Origin of the sequence: Sulfitobacter sp. JL08 (assembly GCF_003352045.1) — a bacterium.
Taxonomy (GTDB): Bacteria; Pseudomonadota; Alphaproteobacteria; order Rhodobacterales; family Rhodobacteraceae; genus JL08.
In genome coordinates this window covers 171,253-189,660 of record NZ_CP025815.1, presented here as the reverse complement: position 1 = coordinate 189,660, position 18,408 = coordinate 171,253, and the positions used below count along the sequence as shown (strand labels likewise).

Sequence of the window (18,408 nt, the reverse complement as noted above, 5' to 3'; positions counted from 1 at the left end):
TACTTCCTTGTGTGACCTGCGCGCATGTCCCGACATGTGGGGTTTTCAATTGGCGGTTTACTCGCGCTGGGCCTAGACTGCGCATGGCGCGGTTTTATGCGTCCCGTGCACCCTGACCGCACCATTTTAGCCGGAGAACCGACATGATTATCGCTGATAGAAATGCCCTGCTATCCACCCCGCGCGATGCGCGCGGACCGGGGTGGGAAAGTTTGCGGCTGCTGGTGAAATCCGACGGCATGGGGTTTTCCATGACCGATACCAAAATCCTGCCCGGCGCGGTGCTGAAACTTCATTATAAGAACCACATCGAAGCCTGCTACTGCCTGTCGGGCGAAGCGGAAGTGACCGAAACAGACAGCGGCGTAACGCATCGCATCAGGCCCGGTGTGCTTTATGCGCCGAACGCCCACGACAAACACGAGGTTCGCGTGATCGGTGACGAAACGGTACGCCTGATCTGCGTATTTTCCCCGGCCCTGCAAGGCGATGAAGTCCATCAGCCGGACGGGAGTTATGCAGCGGGCTGACGGGGTGGATGCGATCAACGCCCGTGTGTGAGAAACGATGCTAGGGGCTGGTGAGTTGCCGGAACACATCCGGCGCAACAGCACGCGCGGCTTCCAGCGACGGATGGGATCATTCATCGCGATAAAGAACGATGGTATCGCGACTGCCATAGGTACAAATCTGTCCCGGGCAGAAGAAATCAAACAAGTCCACAAGGATTATGCCGCTGTCCTGCGCCAGTTCGCGCTGTGCCTGTTGCAGCGGGGCAAGACGGTCCAGCGTGGCCTGTCTTGAATAATAATGGCAGGGGCCGCCCTGTGGGGCGAACCACTGGCTGACGGCGGTATCGGGGGTGCAGTTTGCTTCGCGAGCCAGCGGCATCGGGCCGAGTATCGCCAGACCTATTCCGCGTGCATTCAGATCGGCGGACAGGTGGCTCACTCCGGCGATGTAATCGTTCAGCGCATCCTGCGGCAGCGCGCCATTGACGGAAAAAATATAGGCCAGATCACTGGCCAGAAACACGATGTCACCGGCACGCAGGGTGCCGACAAGATCGGGCACAACATCTGTCCAGTAATACCGGTTTTCGTTTATCCATGGCCCGTCATACTCATCATCAAGGGGCGCAACAGCGGGCGAGCCCCAGGACGACGTGAGCGTGATCGCCATATCCTCGGCCTCCGCGATCCTTTGAAACGTGCCCGAAAAGGCGGCAGTGAACGAATTTCCCAGCACCAGCACCCGGCGCTGTGCTGTCGGGAACGCACCGAACGTACAATCTTCGATCCGGATCGGCTGGCCAACGCGGCTTTCCGTATCAATAACGCAGGGCGCGCCTTGCCAGGTGTTTCCGTTCCCGTCCGCCAGCGGGATCAGCAGACTTTCCGAGCCGCGATGCTCCAGCGGGGCGGGATCGCCGATGTAAAGCCGCTCTTTCAGAACGCCTTCGAAAGCTGACAGGATGACCAGACCGGCAACAAATCCCGCCAATCCCTTGAGCGCGGCTGTGCGGCGCCGGGCGCCCCAATCCGCATGGCGCAGCGGCTGTTCGACAAAGCGGTAAGACGCCGATGCCAGCGCCAGCATGATGACGATCAGAACCGGCGCAGTGATAAGGGTGATCCCGACAGACCATTTCGCGAAAACAACCACAGGCCAGTGCCACAGGTACAGCGAATACGAGATGCGCCCGAAATAGCGGATCGGACGGTTTGCCAGAAGCAGCGTGATGCCACCACCGGGTCGAGTATCCCACAGCAACAGGGCGGTAAAACCGACCGCCAAAGCGGTCAGCACTGACCGGTCCGTTTCAGCCGGCAGCGCCAGACCGGCGACCAGCGCCAGCAGTATCGCAACTGACGGCATCCACGACGGGGCGGTTCGGCCAAAACGCGCGTTCAGAATGAAAACACCGGCCCCGATGGCCAGTTCCCACGCCCGAAAGGGAAGCAGATAGAATGCAGCATTAGGTGCGTAATGCGTGCCCCAGACAAAAGCCGCCAGCGAACAGACCGTCAGAAGAATTGCGCCCGGCAACAGAACCGCGTGCAGCCTTGCGCCGAAACGCGGCGACAGCGCAAGCCATGCCAGCACGGGAAACAACAGATAAAACTGTTCTTCCACGCCCAATGACCATGTGTGGGTAAACGGGTTCAGTTCTACCGACGCTCCGAAATAGTCGGCCTGTTGCAGATAAAGGAAAATGTTCGATGCACCGAACGCGGCCCAATAGCCGGTTTCGATGTAGCTGCCCATATCCTGAATAACGAGAGAGTTGAGCGCCGTGGTGACACCAAGGCAAACGACAAGGGCAGGCGCAAGCCGCTTGAAACGGCGGCCGAAAAAGCGGGCCGCAGATGCCCCGAAATCTGTCCACGGCCATGACGCGATGGATGCGGTGATCACGTAGCCCGAAATCACAAAGAAGATATCGACGCCCAGATAGCCATGTGGCAGCGCAGATGCGTTCATGTGGTGTACCACAACCGCAAGAACCGCGACGCCGCGAAGACCTTCGATATCCGTTCTGAACACTCGGCTTGTCCCTGTTCACCGGATCCGGGCGCACCCGCTACCGATACCTGTCATTTGTGCGCGCGCTGCCCCGCCCGAACCCTTCTGAAAACGCAACTGCGGGGTTCTTCGGTCTTGCGCTGTCTGGATTGACCTTATTGTGTTTTTGCACCCATGACACAAGCCACCGAAGTCTTATGTGCAATGGTGCGGGGCGCGGATGTCCGGCATCACCGAATTCACAACCTTGCGCCCAGTGCCTGTACCGCATGATCCAGAACTTGCAGACCGGCGATCAGATCGGCTTCGTGCGTGTCTTCTTCGAACGCGTGGCTGATGCCGTTGATAGACGGAACAAACAGCATAGCGGCGGGCAGCACAGAGGACACGTTGGTCGCGTCATGCAGCGCGCCCGACGGCATGGTGCGCCAGCGCCCCGGTGCGATCGCGATGGCGCCGTTTTCCAGCGCGGTACGCAGGGTCTTGTCCATCGCGACAGGCACCATGGCGGGACGCGGCACATTGGTCATTGCCATGCCGAAATCTGATGCGATCTGCGTTGCAACGTCGTTGATCACCTCTTCCATCCGGTCCAGCCGATCCAGATCGCCATCGCGCCACTGCATGGAAAACACCGCCTTGCCCGGCACGATGGACGGGGCATTGGGCGTCAGGCTGACATGGCCGATCGTCCAGACGGTTTGAGGGGTGACGATATTGCGCAAACGGTCGTTCAGCAGGGTGTTGAACGCAGACACCGCCTGAAACGCATCGCGCCGCGCCGCCATTGGCGTGGTGCCGGCGTGGTTCTGCTGGCCTTCAAAGGTGATATGGTTTTGCCGGATGCCGACAATGTCGGTGACAACGCCAATCTGTTCGCCAGCGGCATCCAGCGTCGGGCCCTGTTCGATATGCAGTTCGACAAAGCCGGAAAACCGGTCGGGTGCGATGAACGTATCGGCCTTGCCCTGCATCGCGGCGCGGGCCTGTGCAAAGGATATGCCGTCACGATCAGTGACAGTGTCGGCCTCGTGCAGGGGCATCGCGCCCGCCCACACCATGCTGCCGGTGCAGGTGCCAAAGCGCCCTTCTTCATCCTGAAAACTGACAGCCGATACCGGCGGGCCACCCTGTTCCTGCGCAGCGCGCGCAATCTCAAGCGCAGCGATCACTCCCAGCGCGCCATCCAGCCAGCCGCCGGTCGGCTGGCTGTCGGAATGCGAGCCCATCAGCAGGGATTTTTCTTCGGCCAGCCCGAACACATTGCCTGCCGGATCGATATGCGCCTGCAACCCCGCATCCTGCATCCGCTGCGCCAGCCAGTGGCGCGCAGCGATGTCAGGTGCGCTGAAGGCCGGGCGGATCACCCCGTTTCCAACCCCGGCCGCACCAAAACTGCGCAGGTGATGAAGGTCTGCCAAAAAACGGTCTGGGTTGATCATGGGGTCTGTTCCAGTTCGGTGGCTTGGTTCCCAACTAGGTTCAACTTGGCGTCGCGGATGGAAAATAGCGATTTGCTGATGTCAGTCAAAACACCTACCAGAATACCAAAAATGATTGTGTACAAACCTTGGTCGATCACTTGACCGGTGGTTTTGGTACCCAGATATCTTACGGTCGCCCAAGAAGGGTCATCGGACATCAGGACGGCAACTGCCATTGCAATTCGCATAACGCCCCAAAGAACGGCCATTACAGCCAGAATGCGGCCCAACTTCGTAAACATTATGCAAGCGACTCCATCGCGGTTTCACGTTAGCCCACTTCGTTAGCGCGGTACTACGCGGGTTTCAATGTATCCTGCGAGTTTGCACCGCCTGCCGGCCCAGTTGGGTCTTTCCCCTGCCCCGTGCCTGTCCTAAGACAGAGCAACAGGAGAAACGCCTTATGTCCCACATCACGCTGATCCGGCATGGTCAGGCCAATTCCGCCGCCCGCGACGAGTTAAGTTATGACCGGTTAAGCCCGCTGGGCCACGAACAGGCGGCGTGGCTGGGCGCACATCTGAAGGACACGCACCAGCACCATACGCGGCTCTATACCGGCACGCTGACGCGCCATATCGAAACGGCGGATGCAATGCAGACCGGATTGAAACCGATCCGCGATGCGCGGCTGAACGAGTTGGAATATTTCACGCTGGCCAAACTGATGGAAGCCCAGCACGGTGTGCCCTTTCCAGCCGAAGCCGGTACATTCACCAACCATTTGCCGGATTTGTTCGGACGCTGGAAAGACGGCCATATCGGCGATGCACCCGAAACCTTTCAGGCGTTCGAAGAGCGTGTGCAAGCGGCCCTGCTGGATATCAGCGAAGGTGACGGGCCAGCGTTGGTTGTTACATCGGGCGGCTTGATCTCGATGGCAATGCGGCAGGCGATGGGGCTGGATATTCCGGCGATGTCACGCATGGCACTGGCGATCATGCACACCTCGATGCACCGGCTGTTCCCGATTGGCGGCCACTGGTCGCCGGTGCTGTTCAATGCGGTGCCGCATCTGGATCGTGCCGACCGGCGCGCGGCCCAGACCCATATCTGACAAAGGTGCTTTATGCTGACGCTTTATTACGCCCCCAGAACCGTATCTGCCGCCGTGGCAATTGCCCTGAACGAGGTGGGCGCGCCCTATGAAACGGTCAAGATAGATTTCGCCAGCAGCGACCAGACCAAACCGGATTATCACAAGGTCAATCCCAAGGGTCGTGTGCCCGCCCTGATCACGGACCGGGGTGTACTGACGGAAACCAGCGCCTTGCTGGACTATGTCGCAGCGCTCTACCCCAAAGCGCGGCTGGTGCCCGATGATCCGTTTCAGGCCGCGCAGATGCGCAGCGTGATGACCTATCTGGCCAGCACATGGCACATCAATCATGCGATGGGCGGGCGCGGCGCACGCTGGGCGTATCAGCAAAGCAGCTTTGACGATCTGAAATCGAAGGTCACGGAAAACATCACCGCCAACTGCCGCTATTTCGAAGACGAGGTGGTGCAGGGCCCGTTTGTTCTGGGCAATCAGTTCACGCTGGCGGACGCGTATTTCTATACCGTGACCACATGGTTGCCTTCGGACGGGGTGGATATCGCCGATTTTCCGCACCTGCATGCCTATCAGCAGCGAATGCAGGCCCGTGCATCGGTGCAAAAGGCGCAAAGCGACGGGTTTTTCTGAACATGGCAAGGGCAGACACATGACGCATCTTTGGGTACGGGCCGAACAGCGCGCCAACGAACAACGGGTCGGGTTGACGCTGGACGGGGCCGCGCAATTGCAGGCCGCAGGCATCACGGTGACGATCGAAGACAGCACCGACCGCGCGATCGGAATTGAGGGCTACCGCGCCGCCGGATGCACCATTGCGCCGCAGAACAGCTGGCCTGACGCGCCGCGCGATGCGATCATTTTCGGGCTGAAGGAATTGCCCGAAGATGGCACGCCGCTGGTGCACCGGCATATCCTGTTCGGGCATGCCTACAAGGGCCAGCCTGCGGGGCAGGTACTGCTGAAACGGTTCAAGGCGGGCGGCGGTACATTGTATGACCTTGAATATCTGGTTGATCCCGACGGTCGGCGCGTTGCGGCGTTTGGTTATTGGGCGGGGTATGCAGGGGCAGCCGTGGCGCTGAAATGCTGGGCCGCACAGCAGCGCGGCGGTATTGCAGGACCGGTCGGGGTTTATGAAAGCGCGCAGGCCTTGCGCACCGATCTGGCGCGCGATCTGGACAGTACGGGACAGGCGCGGCCCGATGCGCTGATCATCGGGGCGCTGGGGCGCGTTGGCACGGGCGTGTTTGATCTGTGCGAAGCGGTGGGCGTGGCGGCGACAAAATGGGATATGGCCGAAACCGCACATGGCGGACCATTCCCCGAGGTGTTGCAACACGATCTGTTTTTCAACTGTATTCTGGCCCGGCCCGGCACGCCGGTTTTCGTGCCCGCCGATACGGGTGCTGCGGCGCGACGTTTGCGCGTGATCGGCGATATTGCCTGTGATCCGGACAGCGATTTTTCACCGATCAAGGTTTATGACCGCATCACCACATGGGCCGCGCCGGCGTTGCGGGTGCATGACGATCCGCCGCTCGATGTCACGGCGATCGACAATCTGCCGTCGATGCTGCCGGTGGAAAGTTCGCAGGATTACGCCGCGCAACTGCTGCCGTCCTTGTTAACGCTGAATGATCTGGACGCAGGCGTCTGGGGCCGCGCCAACGCAACCTTTCTGGCGCAGACCAAAGCCGTCTGAAACCTCTACATCAGATCGTCTTCGGCATCGGTGGCGGAAATGCCCAGCGCATCCAGCCCGTTTTCCAGATGTTCGGACAGGTGCGGTGTGCCGATCAGGTAATCAGCGGTCGGGGTTGTCGCCTCCTGGCGGGCGGTGTTGATGGCTTCGGGCAGGTCTTCGGGTTCAAAGCTGCCACGCCCGATCCACATGAGCGCTACAAGCTCGGCCTGCGCGTCTTCGCTCAGCCTGTCGATCAGACCCCGCAATTCACCTTCGGCGCGACCCAGTTCTCGCCCCATCAGGATGACCTGCGCCACCTGTCGTGTGGAAATTTCCAGCATGCCTGACCCTCCTGTTCGCACGTGTCGGATCAGTTGACACCGGATTGGGCAGGGCCGTCTTTGATCTCACGCAAATAGGCGGTAGTACATCCAGTCGGGCATGAACTGGCTTAGCCGGAACAGCCAGGAAAACACGCGCGGAAAGCTTTTCTTGAAATGATCGGCATTCATATGGTCGAACATTTCCTGCGCGGCGGCGTCCGGTTCCATGATGAACGGCATGGTGAAATCGTTTTTTTCGGTCAGGCGGGTCTTGATGAAACCGGGGTTGGCCACCTGCACCCTAACGCCGGTCTTGCGCAGATCGGCATACATGCTTTCGGCCAGGGCCATGGTGCCCGCCTTGGACGCAGCATATCCGATTGCGCCGGGCAGGCCACGGAACCCCGACAGGCTTCCGGTGATCACGATATGGCCGGCATTGCGCGCCACCATGTCGGGCACCACGGCCCCCATCACCCGCACCAGACCGGTGAAATTGACATCGGCCATTGCCGTGGCCTGTTCGGCATCCCATTCCGTTGCCTTCATCGGCCAGTAGACACCGGCCAGAAACACCACGCCATCAACCGGCCCGATGGCCTGCGCGGCGGCGGTGACGCTGCCGGTGTCAGACACATCTACCGTCTGATAGGAAGCGGGGCCGGGCAGGTCGGCCACCAGTTCCTTTAACCGGTCTTCGGATCGGGCGGATACAATCACCTCGACCCCAGATTTGCTAAGCACATGGGCAAGGGCTGCGCCCAGACCATCGCTGGCCCCCACCAGCCAGTAGCGTTTTCCGTTCCAGTCCGTCATGCGGCCTCCTTTTGGCGCATGGTGGCCACCAGTTCGGCCACCTTGATCCCGTATTTACGAAACTGACTACGGTTCACGATGGTTCCATTGGGGGCCAGATACATCCAGTCGACCGTGTCCAGAACGTGGCCGCCGGCGCTTTCCGGCAGGCGGATGCGGTATTTCAACTGCACGGATGATCCGCTTTGCCAGCCGGTGCCTTCGCCCACCACATCCGGTGCCGTGGCCTTGATGCGCCCGTCATTGCCAATCTGCAAATGCCATTCGCGATCCTGATGGGTGCCGCTGTCATAGGCGAAATGTTCTTTCATCACGCCGGTGTTGCCATTCCACTTGGCATCAAAGTCGCCGACGAACCGCGACGTGACACGCCCGGTCGGGCCAAAAATGACACCTTCGCAGACAATCGGGCCATTCAGGTGGTGGCGGATATCGAACTGGGGCTGGCCCGTTGCGTAATCAGCGGGTTGTTGGGCAGTAAAGCCCATATACCTGCGCTGAAGCAGGATCAGGCCCAGAACCAGTACAACACCCAGCATCACAAAGAAAAACGGTTCCATAGTTCAACTCTCCTTTAGTCGGCTGGCCATCAGCAACGTGATGGCCAGCACCTTGAGCGCACAGGGAACGGCGGCGTAAAGCAGCCCCAGAGTTCCAAGTGCAGTTTGCGTATTGTCGGCCCCTGCCTGAAATCCGGCGGCGTCCAGCAGGGGCAGCAGGGTGACAGCGGCAAAGGCCAGCGTGAATTTCGAAACGAACGACCAGAGGCCAAAACCTTCGGCGGCGGTGGGGGAAATACGCGCCATGTGATTTGCAAAAATGGCGGGCAGCAATGTCATGTCCGCACCCAGAGCGGCACCGGAAGCGATGCAGATCAGCGCGAACAGCGGCCAGTCGCCCGCCCCCAGCGTGATGGCAAAGCCAAAAGCGATGATCGAAAGCACCATGCCAAGGATCAGCGCACGTTTTGCGCCCCAGCGTTCGGCCAGCATGCCCCAGAACGGGGCGGCCAGCGCGGCAGACAGGAAAAACAGCAGCAGCAGCGGCCCCTCCATTCCCGGCGCGGCAAGACGGCTTTCGACGAAGAACAGGAACAGCGTTGAACTGACAGCCACAGGGGCGGCATTTATCAACGCGATCAGCAACAAGCGCCGCGCGACAGGGTCGCGCAGGATCGGGCCAAATCCGGTAGATGGCAGGGCCGCAGACACGCCCCATTCGCCGCGCATGGCCAGCACCGATGCACCCGCCAAGACCGCAAAGCCGACGGCAAAACCTGAAAATGGCGCGCCCATCCACGCGCCCATCACGACCGGCGCAATGGCAGCAACACAAACGCCCAGCAACGCGCCGGTTTCGCGCCAGCGGGCCAACCGCAGGTGCCCCTGCGCGCCCAGCGTTTCAGCCTTGGTCACGCCCTGGGCGTAAAAATTGATGGTCAGGAAGCTGAAAGCAGAAAATACCAGCGTCAGCATCAACCCGAACCACAGCAGCGGCGGCATTGGCGGCGTCACGGCAAACAGGCCCGCCATTGACAGCGCAATAACCAACGCGGCGACCGCAACGGCCTGCGCGCGGTAATGGCGCAGCTTTTCCGAAAGACGGCCCAACAGCGGATCCTGTATCACATCCAGCAGACGCAGACCGAACAGCACCGCCCCGAGCGCCGCCAGCGACACGCCATATTCATCGACATAGAATTTCGGCGCGTGGATATAGATCGGCAGGCCCGCCGCCGCCAGCAATGCGGCAAACAGGGCGAAAGACGGCAGGCGCGCGGACATCGCAGACATGGTCTGCGGCGCAGAAGAAAGCGCGGCGGCGGTCACTGGCCGGACACTTCTTGGGACGGGGGCGCGGGACGCGGACGGTACGAGACCTTTTTGGTCCACAATTTCAGCGCCTGCCAGTGGATCAGGCCCAGCACACGGCGTGACCCCAGCGGCCGGCGCAGGGCCGAGCGCAGTATCGCCCGATTGGTCAAAGGTTTGCGCGGGCCGGTCAGGGTGGCCAGAAGCCCGCCTTTGGGCCGGTTGTAGTCGATCCAGATGCCGATACGATCATCGTTTATGTCGAAGCGGAACACATAACCGCCTTCGACCGGCTGAAACGGTGAAACGTGGAATATCTTTTTCGCGCAAAGCCGGTGATCGGGCAGGATTGGCGACAGATCGGCGTGGTGGCACAGATAGGAATGGCGATCACCGAAGGTGTTGCTGACCTCGGCGATCACACAGATCAGATCCTTCGACCCATTGTAGCACAGCCAGAAACTGACCGGATTGAACACATGGCCAAACGTGCGCGGCTGCGCCAGCAAAAGGATGCGATCGACATTGTCGATATCGTGCTGGGCCAGCACCTCGCGCACCCAGACGGCCCCGCGCCCCGCCTTGGGTGCGCCGCCGTGATCCACATCATCCAGCGCTGTCAGATTGAGCCCGTTGCGCGAAAACAGCGCGGGTGTGCGCACCTCGCGTTCGGCATCCAGCAGAACGTAATCCACCGAATAGCGAAATGCGTTTTGCACATCGCCCTTGCGCCCGTGAAAGGTTTGGCCTGCGATATGATCGACACGGTCCATCACGCGGCCAGCACCTGCATCGTACGTTCGCGCATCGCCTGCACCACATCCACCGCGCTGGCCAACCCGTCCTCGTGAAATCCGTTGCGCATCCATGCGCCGCAGAACCATGTGCGGTTCGTGCCATTGAAGCCGTGCACCGTCTTTTGCGCCTCGAGCGCGGCCAGATCATAGACCGGATGGCGCAGCGTGACCTGATCATAAATCAGATCGTCGCGGATGGTGCGTTTTGTGTTCAGGGTCACGAAATGCGGATCATCCATCGGGATCGGCTGCAGCGAATTCATCCAATAGGTCAGATCGATCTTGTCCTCGCGCGGGCCCGCATCTTCGGTGTAAACCCAGCTTGACCATGTGGCACGGCGTTTGGGCATCAGCGTTTCATCGCGGTGCAGCACGATATCGTTGGGCTGGTAAGCAATCGCGCCCAGCGCGCTGCGCTCGGTCAGAGATGCATCGGACAACAGCGCAAGGCTGTCATCGGAATGCGTGGCAAACACGACCTCGTCAAAGCGGTCTTCGTCTGCGCCGTGCGCCTTGATCCAGACGCCGGTTGCATCGCGCCGCGCCGATTGCACGGGGCAGCCCAAACGCAAGGTGACGCCCTGTTTTTCCATCGCGGCGCCCAGACGGCGCACGTACTGGTCAGAACCGCCCTGCACCGTATACCACTGGTGCTGGCCATAAACGTTCAGCAACGCATGGTTTTCAAAGAAACGCATCATGGCATAGGCCGGAAAATCCATGATCTTTTGCGTCGGCGTCGACCAGATCGCGCCGGACAGCGGCAGCAGATAATAATCGCGGAACCACGGACCGGTTTTCAGCTTTTCAAGCAATCCGCCCACAGTCAGCGCCGGATCCTGCGACATATCCAGCCCGTGTTTGTTGAACCGCGCGATATCGCGCACCATTGCCAGAAAGCGCGGGTTCAACGCGTTGGCTTTCTGTGCAAACAATGCGGACAGGCTGGCCAGACCGTATTCGATCCGCCCGCCGTCGATTGAGGCACCAAAGCTCATGTTGCTTTTTACCACAGGCACGTCGAGGCGGGCAAACAGATCGGCCAGATGCGGATAGCACGCATAGTTGAAGACGATGAAACCGGTATCAACCGGCTGATCCCCGTTCTTGCCAGCCATTACGGTACGCGCGTGACCGCCCAGACGGTTTTCGTATTCAAACAAGGTGACATTATGTTCATCGGCCAGCATGTGCGCCGCCCCCATGCCGGATATCCCGGCGCCGATGACGGCTATTTTTTTGGGTGCAACTGCACCGGCTTCGAAAGGCATTCGTGTCCCGCTCCGACAATTCTGGTTCGTATCTGGTAGTTGTTACGCCCTGTCGGCGGAAACGGATGTAAAACAAATAAAACAATTTTGGTGATCCAACCCGATCTGCGGCACGTATGCCACATATGATCACCGAGTTGGACAGATTGCCGGACTTTAAAGTCCCCCCTTTGGCGGCTATGTTTTCCGAAACCGGGAAACCAAAAAGACGCGTAACAGGACAGACGTTAGTGATCAGCAAAGAACCCGACGCAAGATTGATGTGGGCCGATCATGTCGCGCGCATCCGCGATTCACAGGATCAGGCGGCTTTTGCCGAAGTGTTTGCCCATTTTGCCCCACGCGTGAAGGCATTTCTGATGAAATCCGGTGCCGATCACGCTTTGGCCGAAGAATGCGCGCAGGATGTGATGGCAACGCTGTGGCGCAAGGCGCATCTGTTCGATCCGACGCGGGCGTCAGTTGCGACCTGGATCTTCACGATCGCGCGAAACCGTCGGATCGATGTGCTTCGCAAACAACGCCGCCCCGAACCCGAAGGTCTGACATGGGGCCCCGAACACGAACCCGATCAGGAAGACGTGCTGACCCTGCAACAGGAAAGCGAACATCTGGCGCAGGCCATTGCGGAATTGCCGCAGGCGCAGCGCGAATTGATCCAGCAGGCCTATTTTGGCGACCTGTCGCACAGCGAAATTGCAGAAAAAACCGGTTTGCCTCTGGGCACCATCAAATCGCGAATTAGATTGGCGCTTGACCGCTTGCGCCACGCAATGAAGTGAAATGACCATGACACAAGATATCAAACACCACCTGAACGAAGATGTGCTGATGGCCTATGCCGCCGGTACCCTTCCGGAGGCGTTCAACCTGATTGTAGCGGCCCACGTATCGCTGTGTGACACGTGCCGTGCGGTTGCGGAAAGCTATGACGCCGTGGGCGGCGCGTTGCTGGAAACCGACGACAGTGTGGAACTGAGCACCGGAAGCCTTGAGGCAACGCTGTCGCTGATCGCCAATGGCGCACCCGAGCAGATCAAACATGCGCGCAAACCGGGTGTATTGCCCGGACCTGTGCAGGATTATGTCGGCGGCGATCTTGACGCGATCAAGTGGCGCCCTGTCGGGATGGGTGTGAAGCAGGCGATCTTGCCGACCACATCGGATGCCACGGCGCGGTTGCTGTACATTCCCGCCGGCTGCGCGATGCCTGATCATGGCCACAAGGGCATGGAACTGACGCTGGTGCTGCAAGGCGCGTTTCAGGACGAGGATGATTATTTCGCGCGCGGCGATGTGGAAACCGCAGACGAACATCTGCACCACACGCCGGTTGCGGCCCAGGGTGAACCCTGTATCTGTCTGGCCGTGACCGATGCTCCGCTGACATTCAAGGGTTTGATCCCGCGGATTGCGCAGCCGTTCCTGCGTATCTGACGCCTTTCACCTTTTACAAATCAGCCGCGTGCTGCGCCGCCCATTCGCGGCGCAGCCCCTGCCCTTTTCCGGTGAATCTGTCTGACAGGATTGTGCACGCGACCATTCTGTCAGGTCTGAAATGGCGGAAATCGCCGCGCATTTCGCACCATGCAGCAACCACCACAGCCTCGGAATAATAGATCAGGGCGACGGGCAGGATGGTGCGTTCGGTCAGACCGCCGTTCACATCACAATAGAACAATTCGATCTTGGCTTCTTGCCGTATGGCATCGCGGATCGCAGACAGATCAATATTGCCGGGGGCCTTGGCACCCCAGCTTGAGGAAAAAAGCGTTTCGCTCAGTTGTGTGGCGTCAGACAACTTGCGCGCGGCGCGGGCGGCGGCGCGCTCCAACCCCTTGTCGCCGGTGCGTGCGATCATGCTGAGCCCGACAGTGATCGCCTCGGCTTCTTCCACATCGAAATTGATCGGCGGCAGATCGAACCCGGGGCGCAGGATATAGCCGATACCGGCCTCGCCCTCGATCGGCACGCGCGTCGATTGCAGGGCAGCGATATCGCGGTAGATCGTGCGCTTTGTCACTTCAAGCGTGTCGGCCATCTGTTGCGCTGTCAGTGGCCGCGTCGCCTTGCGCAATAGTTGAATGATATCGAACATCCGGATGGATCGCATGGCACCTGCCTTTTTTCACACCTGACCCTGATATAGCAGATCACTGCTGACAGGCCCATGTCAGCAGGCGTGCGATAGCACAGGCGCACAACCCAAAACGGAGTGCGCCGATGACCACCGATATCCTGCAATCAGGGTTTGAAACCAGCCCGATCACGATGCAGCCCATGTGGCTGATCACCTATCAGGCCCCTGTCGAGGATATTGACCGAATCTTTGATGAAATCCGCAAGAGCGAACCGCTGGTGCATGGCAAAACCGACTGCAACGGCTATCGCGCATCCGGCGGAACCGAATATTACCGCCCGCGCGCCGGCACCCCGACCGGCGCGGAACCCGATGTGCGGCAGCGGCCCGACGTGGATGAAATGCGATTTTTTCTGCCGCGTGACACCGATGCCCTGACCCGCGTGATCGAAGCGATCTATGCGGTTCACAGCTATTACGAACCGGTCATCATCGTACAGGACGTATTGCGCAGCAGCGGCAACGGGCTGGACGACAGCGACAATCCGCATCGCTGGTGGAATACAACCGGCGACTGGAAAACCGGATGATCGCCAGCTACCGGCTGGGCCTTGTCCTGATCATCGCCGCCACGTTGGCCTGGAGCGTTGCGGGCCTGTTCACCCGCTGGATCAGCACAGACACCGGAACGATGCTGGTCTGGCGCGGTCTGTTCGGGGCGTTGGGCATTTTCGCGGTGATCTGCGCCCTTCAGGGGCGCAACGGGATCACCGCATTTGCGCGTCTGGGCCACATTGGATGGGCCTATGCGCTGGTGTCCGGTGTGGGCATGATCTGTTTCATCACGGCGCTGAGGCTGACCACGGTTGCGCATGTGTCGATCATTTACGCAACCGTGCCGCTGGTTGCGGCGGGTCTGGGCTGGATGATCCTGCGGGAACGTCCCGGGCGCAGTGCGCTGGTGGCCAGCCTATTTGCCCTGCTGGGTGTGACGATCATGGTCGGTCTGGGCACAGACGGCACGCTGTCGGGCGATCTGCTTGCCTTCGGGATGACAATGGCGCTGGCCGTGATGATGGTAATCTCGCGCCGGTATCAGGGTTTACTGACGTTACAGGCCGCGTGTCTGTCCGCTTTGCTCAGCGCGATTATCGCGCTGCCCATGGCGCATGATCTGGCTGTGCCGGCGGATCAACTTGGCCTGCTGGCCCTGTTCGGTCTGGTCAATTCCGCGCTGGGTCTGGCGCTGTTTGCACTTGGGTCGCGCATGCTTCCGCCTATTGAAACCGCGCTGATCACCGCCCTTGATGCGCCGCTGGCCCCGGTGTGGGTCTGGCTGATCTTTGGCGAAGTGATCCGTCGCGAAACGCTGCTGGGCGGCGGGATCGTCTTTGCGGCCGTGCTGGTGCATCTGGTGCAGCACAACCGGCGGGCAGTGGCGCGCTGATCAGCTATCCGGTTTGGACAGCGGCACGACGTTGGCCACATCATCAGGCGCGAGGTCTTCGAAATCGAAATTGTCCAGACGCGCGGCGCGTTTGCCGGCGCGTTCGGCGGCGGTATTGATGCTGTCCAGATCGGCGCGGGCCTGATTGAAATGGGTATCCAGTTTGCCCACCCGTTCCACCACCAGTTCCACGTCGCGGTGCAGATGTTTCAGCGTGGTGCGGATCGCGCCTGCCTGTTCACGCATCCGCGCATCTTTCAGAATGGCGCGCATCGTGTTCAGCGTCGCCATGCAAGTGGTGGGCGATACGATCCAGACCCGCGCCGCGAACCCTTCGCGCACCAGTTCGGGGAAATTGGCGTGCAGTTCGGCATAAACCGCTTCGGATGGCAGGAACATCAGCGCGCCATCGGCAGTTTCACCTTCTAGAATGTATTTTTCGGAAATCGCCTTGATATGCGCCTTGACGGCGACACGCATTGCCTTGGCGGCTTCGTTCACTTCCCAATCTGTGTTGGCCTTGCGCAAAGCTTCGTACGCTTCCAGCGGGAATTTGCTGTCGATCACAATGGGACCGGGCGGATTGGGCAGATGGATCAGGCAATCGGCGCGTTTGCCGTTGGACAGGGTCGCCTGCAAGGCATAGCTGTCCTTGGGCAGCGCCTTGGACACGATATCGTGCAGCTGGATTTCCCCGAACGCGCCGCGTGTCTGCTTGTTGCTCAGGATGTCCTGAAGCGACAGGACATCGCCGCTAAGTTTGGTGATATTTTCCTGTGCCTTGTCGATGGTGGCCAGACGTTCCTGCAACTGGGTCAGCGATGTGGTCGTCTGTTTTGAATTGCCGTGCAGCGTTTCTCGCATCCGTTCCTGCATGTCGTTCAACGCGCGCGCTGATTTGGCCGCGTTGTCGGCCAGACGGTCGTTCATCTGCTGTTGCACGGCAGACAGGCGCAATTCCATCGTCTGGATCACCTGTGACTGGGCGTTGGCCTGCGTGTCGGATACGGTTTGCAACCCGCCGCGCAACTGTTCCTGCCCCATGCCCAGTTGCTGCACGTGTTGGCCCAGTACGCCCATCTGTTGCGACAGCGGTGCCGCCAGTCTGGCAGAATCCCTGGCGGCACGCACCGCCATGACCAGAAGGATCAGAATGAACACAAGCACCCCCGCCCCGCACAGGGCGGCGATGACAACGGGATCGCTGAATTCATATGATGTGCCGGCGATTTCGATCATGTGCGGCCAAACAGACGTTCGATATCAGAGAGCTTCAGTTCCACATAGGTGGGCCGCCCGTGGTTGCACTGGCCAGAATGGGGGGTCGCCTCCATTTCGCGCAAAAGAGCGTTCATTTCTTCGCCCCGCATCCGCCGCCCCGACCGGATTGATCCGTGGCAGGCGATCCGACTCAGGATAGCTTCGATACGGGCCTGTACCATCAGGCTGTCGCCCTGATCCGACAGTTCGTCAAGGATATCAAGGATCATCGCGCGGGCATTGATTTCACCCAGAATCGCGGGTGTTTCACGCACGGCAATGGCATCACCGCCAAATGGTTCAATGGTTAAACCAAATTTTTGCAAGCTGTCCGCCACCTCAAGCAGACGGGCGCAATCGCCCGAAGAAAGGGCAACGATTTCAGGAATAAGAAGCGCCTGCGCCGCCACGCCATTGTCAGCCATCTGGCGCTTGAGCCGTTCATATACCAGACGTTCGTGCGCTGCGTGCTGATCAACGATGACCATTCCGGTAGCGGTTTGCGCGATGATGTAGTTTTCGTGCACCTGGGCACGGGCCGCGCCCAGCGGATAGTCTGTCGGTGCTTCCTCGGCTTCGGGCCGGATGTGTTCCTCGGTCACTTCGACACGTCCGTAGACGGGTGCGGCCTCGTGAAAGGCGGGTTGCAGGACACCGACAGACGGTCGATCCATTTGATAGACGCGCGCACCGGCGGGTTCAGGGGTCATTGCGCCCAAAGTGGCCTGTGACACGGTTGATGATGCACGATGCCCGGCATCCGCCAGAGCATGGCGCAGCGCCGACACGATCAGCCCCCGCGCCAGACCTGGATCGCGAAACCGGACCTCGGATTTGGCGGGGTGTACGTTCACATCGACAAGGTGGGGATCACAGTCAAGAAACAAGGCCGCCGCCGGATGGCGATCGCGGCTGAGGAAATCGAAATAAGCCGCGCGCAGCGCCCCGATCAACAGTTTGTCACGCACGGGACGGCCATTGACGAACAGGTATTGCGCCACGGCGGACCCGCGCGAATAGGTCGGCAGCGCAGCATAGCCTGTCAGGTGCAGCCCGTCGCGTTGCGCATCTATCTGCAATGCGTTGTCGGAAAACTCGCGCCCGATCACCGTGGAAAGCCGCCCGTGCAGCGCATCGAACAGATCACCGGTCTGGGCATCGGCGCGGAACACCGTGCGCCCTGCCCCGCCGCCCGACACATCCTGAAGCGCAAAGCTGACGAAGGGTTCGGCCATCGCCAGACGTTTGACCACATCGGTGATGGCCTGCGCCTCGGCACGGTCGGTGCGCATGAATTTCAGCCGTGCCGGCGTGGCAAAGAACAGATCGCGCAGTTCGACGATGGTGCCCGCCCCAAGCGCGGCAGGTTTTGTCGTGCCCGGATGCCCGCCTTGCACAGTGATGGTGGCCGCATCCTGCCCCGGTGCGCGCGATGTGATGGTCAGCCGCCCGACCGCACCCAGCGATGGCAATGCCTCGCCCCGGAAACCGAATGTGTTGATATTCAGAAGATCGGTGCCGTCGATTTTGGATGTGGCATGGCGCGACAGGGCCAGCGGAAGATCATGGGCCGCGATGCCGCACCCGTCATCAGTGACGCGGATCAGCGTCTTGCCGCCATCGGCAATCGCAATGTCGATACGCGTCGCGCCGGCATCCAGCGCGTTTTCAACCAGTTCCTTGACCGCCGAAGCAGAACGTTCCACCACCTCACCAGCTGCAATCCGGTTGATGGCAGCATCGTCAAGTTGCCGAATGACGGGGCGGTTTTCGCCGATATTGCGGTTGGGATGGGCCATACCGCAATACCTAGCATAGCCCGTGCCGATTCTGCCACCGGAATGATGCG

General features: G+C 60.2%; 20 protein-coding genes. 8 read left to right on the top strand and 12 right to left on the bottom strand.

The window, feature by feature from the left end:
• Positions 1-143: 143 nt before the first annotated feature.
• Positions 144-530 (top strand): ectoine synthase, encoded by a 387-nt coding sequence (locus tag C1J05_RS00920; RefSeq protein ID WP_114868616.1) that lies wholly within the window; start codon positions 144-146, stop codon positions 528-530.
• Positions 531-639: 109 nt separating this feature from the next.
• Here the strand turns inward: C1J05_RS00920 and C1J05_RS00915 are convergent, their stop codons facing one another.
• From C1J05_RS00915 to C1J05_RS00905, 3 genes are all read right to left on the bottom strand, one after another.
• Positions 640-2,547 carry an acyltransferase family protein gene (locus C1J05_RS00915; RefSeq protein ID WP_114868615.1) on the bottom strand — a complete coding sequence of 636 codons (1,908 nt, stop codon included), beginning with the start codon at positions 2,545-2,547 and terminating at the stop codon, positions 640-642.
• Between the two features lie 218 nt (positions 2,548-2,765).
• Complete coding sequence (locus C1J05_RS00910) at positions 2,766-3,968, bottom strand: hydantoinase/carbamoylase family amidase (protein WP_114868614.1); 1,203 nt, start codon at positions 3,966-3,968, stop codon at positions 2,766-2,768.
• Positions 3,965-4,252, bottom strand: a complete 288-nt coding sequence (locus C1J05_RS00905; protein WP_114868613.1) for a hypothetical protein — start codon at positions 4,250-4,252, stop codon at positions 3,965-3,967. Before C1J05_RS00905 ends, C1J05_RS00910 begins: the two co-directional genes overlap by 4 nt.
• Positions 4,253-4,413: 161 nt before the next feature.
• Between C1J05_RS00905 and C1J05_RS00900 the strand changes: the two genes are divergently transcribed.
• The 3 genes from C1J05_RS00900 to C1J05_RS00890 are packed head-to-tail and all read left to right on the top strand — an operon-like array spanning position 4,414 to position 6,772.
• Complete coding sequence (locus C1J05_RS00900) at positions 4,414-5,067, top strand: histidine phosphatase family protein (protein WP_114868612.1); 654 nt, start codon at positions 4,414-4,416, stop codon at positions 5,065-5,067.
• A 15-nt stretch (positions 5,068-5,082) separates the two neighbouring features.
• On the top strand, positions 5,083-5,697 hold the full coding sequence (locus tag C1J05_RS00895; RefSeq protein ID WP_114872032.1) for a glutathione S-transferase family protein: 615 nt from the start codon (positions 5,083-5,085) through the stop codon (positions 5,695-5,697).
• A 19-nt stretch (positions 5,698-5,716) separates the two neighbouring features.
• Complete coding sequence (locus tag C1J05_RS00890) at positions 5,717-6,772, top strand: saccharopine dehydrogenase (RefSeq protein ID WP_114868611.1); 1,056 nt, start codon at positions 5,717-5,719, stop codon at positions 6,770-6,772.
• Between the two features lie 5 nt (positions 6,773-6,777).
• Here C1J05_RS00890 and C1J05_RS00885 read toward each other — a convergent pair whose 3' ends face one another.
• The 6 genes from C1J05_RS00885 to C1J05_RS00860 form a co-directional block, all read right to left on the bottom strand.
• Entirely contained in the window at positions 6,778-7,095 is a 318-nt protein-coding gene (locus C1J05_RS00885; protein WP_114868610.1) for a DUF3775 domain-containing protein, read from the bottom strand.
• 66 nt (positions 7,096-7,161) lie between these two features.
• The gene (locus tag C1J05_RS00880) at positions 7,162-7,893 is read right to left on the bottom strand and encodes an SDR family NAD(P)-dependent oxidoreductase (protein WP_114868609.1); all 732 of its coding nucleotides are present in this window, start codon (positions 7,891-7,893) and stop codon (positions 7,162-7,164) included.
• Positions 7,890-8,453 (bottom strand): DUF3833 family protein, encoded by a 564-nt coding sequence (locus C1J05_RS00875; RefSeq protein WP_114868608.1) that lies wholly within the window; start codon positions 8,451-8,453, stop codon positions 7,890-7,892. The genes C1J05_RS00880 and C1J05_RS00875 overlap by 4 nt, the downstream gene beginning before the upstream one ends.
• 3 nt (positions 8,454-8,456) lie before the next feature.
• A complete protein-coding gene (locus C1J05_RS00870) occupies positions 8,457-9,686 on the bottom strand; it encodes an MFS transporter (protein ID WP_114868607.1) in 1,230 nt (409 codons plus the stop codon).
• A 32-nt stretch (positions 9,687-9,718) separates the two neighbouring features.
• The gene (locus tag C1J05_RS00865) at positions 9,719-10,477 is read right to left on the bottom strand and encodes a DUF1365 domain-containing protein (RefSeq protein ID WP_441351697.1); all 759 of its coding nucleotides are present in this window, start codon (positions 10,475-10,477) and stop codon (positions 9,719-9,721) included.
• Positions 10,477-11,772: an NAD(P)/FAD-dependent oxidoreductase gene (locus C1J05_RS00860; RefSeq protein ID WP_114868605.1), complete on the bottom strand. Its 1,296-nt coding sequence runs from the start codon at positions 11,770-11,772 to the stop codon at positions 10,477-10,479. Before C1J05_RS00860 ends, C1J05_RS00865 begins: the two co-directional genes overlap by 1 nt.
• Positions 11,773-12,032: 260 nt before the next feature.
• Between C1J05_RS00860 and C1J05_RS00855 the strand changes: the two genes are divergently transcribed.
• Both C1J05_RS00855 and C1J05_RS00850 read left to right on the top strand, forming a co-directional pair.
• Positions 12,033-12,554, top strand: a complete 522-nt coding sequence (locus C1J05_RS00855) for a sigma-70 family RNA polymerase sigma factor (protein ID WP_205389232.1) — start codon at positions 12,033-12,035, stop codon at positions 12,552-12,554.
• Between the two features lie 7 nt (positions 12,555-12,561).
• A complete protein-coding gene (locus C1J05_RS00850; RefSeq protein ID WP_114872030.1) occupies positions 12,562-13,209 on the top strand; it encodes a ChrR family anti-sigma-E factor in 648 nt (215 codons plus the stop codon).
• A gap of 13 nt (positions 13,210-13,222) precedes the next feature.
• On the opposite strand, the gene C1J05_RS00845 is transcribed toward C1J05_RS00850, so the two are convergent.
• A complete protein-coding gene (locus C1J05_RS00845) occupies positions 13,223-13,885 on the bottom strand; it encodes a helix-turn-helix transcriptional regulator (RefSeq protein WP_114868604.1) in 663 nt (220 codons plus the stop codon).
• Positions 13,886-13,995: 110 nt separating this feature from the next.
• Here C1J05_RS00845 and C1J05_RS00840 point away from each other — a divergent pair, with 110 nt between their 5' ends.
• Positions 13,996-14,442 (top strand): hypothetical protein, encoded by a 447-nt coding sequence (locus C1J05_RS00840; protein WP_205389023.1) that lies wholly within the window; start codon positions 13,996-13,998, stop codon positions 14,440-14,442.
• On the top strand, positions 14,439-15,299 hold the full coding sequence (locus tag C1J05_RS00835) for a DMT family transporter (RefSeq protein ID WP_114868603.1): 861 nt from the start codon (positions 14,439-14,441) through the stop codon (positions 15,297-15,299). Before C1J05_RS00840 ends, C1J05_RS00835 begins: the two co-directional genes overlap by 4 nt.
• Here the strand turns inward: C1J05_RS00835 and C1J05_RS00830 are convergent, their stop codons facing one another.
• Together C1J05_RS00830 and mutL are read right to left on the bottom strand one after the other, a co-directional pair.
• Positions 15,300-16,538: a DNA recombination protein RmuC gene (locus tag C1J05_RS00830; RefSeq protein ID WP_114868602.1), complete on the bottom strand. Its 1,239-nt coding sequence runs from the start codon at positions 16,536-16,538 to the stop codon at positions 15,300-15,302.
• Entirely contained in the window at positions 16,535-18,358 is a 1,824-nt protein-coding gene (gene mutL / locus C1J05_RS00825) for a DNA mismatch repair endonuclease MutL (RefSeq protein ID WP_114868601.1), read from the bottom strand. Before mutL ends, C1J05_RS00830 begins: the two co-directional genes overlap by 4 nt.
• Between the last annotated feature and the right edge of the window lie 50 nt (positions 18,359-18,408).

Bases quoted from the DNA above. Each gene is read 5' to 3' on its own strand.
- C1J05_RS00890 (WP_114868611.1), top strand. From the start codon at position 5,717: ATGACGCATCTTTGGGTACGGGCCGAACAGCGCGCCAACGAACAACGG.
- mutL (WP_114868601.1), bottom strand. From the start codon at position 18,358: ATGGCCCATCCCAACCGCAATATCGGCGAAAACCGCCCCGTCATTCGG.
- C1J05_RS00865 (WP_441351697.1), bottom strand. From the start codon at position 10,477: ATGGACCGTGTCGATCATATCGCAGGCCAAACCTTTCACGGGCGCAAG.
- C1J05_RS00905 (WP_114868613.1), bottom strand. From the start codon at position 4,252: ATGTTTACGAAGTTGGGCCGCATTCTGGCTGTAATGGCCGTTCTTTGG.
- C1J05_RS00900 (WP_114868612.1), top strand. From the start codon at position 4,414: ATGTCCCACATCACGCTGATCCGGCATGGTCAGGCCAATTCCGCCGCC.
- C1J05_RS00830 (WP_114868602.1), bottom strand. From the start codon at position 16,538: ATGATCGAAATCGCCGGCACATCATATGAATTCAGCGATCCCGTTGTC.
- C1J05_RS00835 (WP_114868603.1), top strand. From the start codon at position 14,439: ATGATCGCCAGCTACCGGCTGGGCCTTGTCCTGATCATCGCCGCCACG.
- C1J05_RS00850 (WP_114872030.1), top strand. From the start codon at position 12,562: ATGACACAAGATATCAAACACCACCTGAACGAAGATGTGCTGATGGCC.
- C1J05_RS00910 (WP_114868614.1), bottom strand. From the start codon at position 3,968: ATGATCAACCCAGACCGTTTTTTGGCAGACCTTCATCACCTGCGCAGT.
- C1J05_RS00840 (WP_205389023.1), top strand. From the start codon at position 13,996: ATGACCACCGATATCCTGCAATCAGGGTTTGAAACCAGCCCGATCACG.
- C1J05_RS00875 (WP_114868608.1), bottom strand. From the start codon at position 8,453: ATGGAACCGTTTTTCTTTGTGATGCTGGGTGTTGTACTGGTTCTGGGC.
- C1J05_RS00870 (WP_114868607.1), bottom strand. From the start codon at position 9,686: ATGTCTGCGATGTCCGCGCGCCTGCCGTCTTTCGCCCTGTTTGCCGCA.
- C1J05_RS00860 (WP_114868605.1), bottom strand. From the start codon at position 11,772: ATGCCTTTCGAAGCCGGTGCAGTTGCACCCAAAAAAATAGCCGTCATC.
- C1J05_RS00880 (WP_114868609.1), bottom strand. From the start codon at position 7,893: ATGACGGACTGGAACGGAAAACGCTACTGGCTGGTGGGGGCCAGCGAT.
- C1J05_RS00885 (WP_114868610.1), bottom strand. From the start codon at position 7,095: ATGCTGGAAATTTCCACACGACAGGTGGCGCAGGTCATCCTGATGGGG.
- C1J05_RS00845 (WP_114868604.1), bottom strand. From the start codon at position 13,885: ATGCGATCCATCCGGATGTTCGATATCATTCAACTATTGCGCAAGGCG.
- C1J05_RS00855 (WP_205389232.1), top strand. From the start codon at position 12,033: ATGTGGGCCGATCATGTCGCGCGCATCCGCGATTCACAGGATCAGGCG.
- C1J05_RS00920 (WP_114868616.1), top strand. From the start codon at position 144: ATGATTATCGCTGATAGAAATGCCCTGCTATCCACCCCGCGCGATGCG.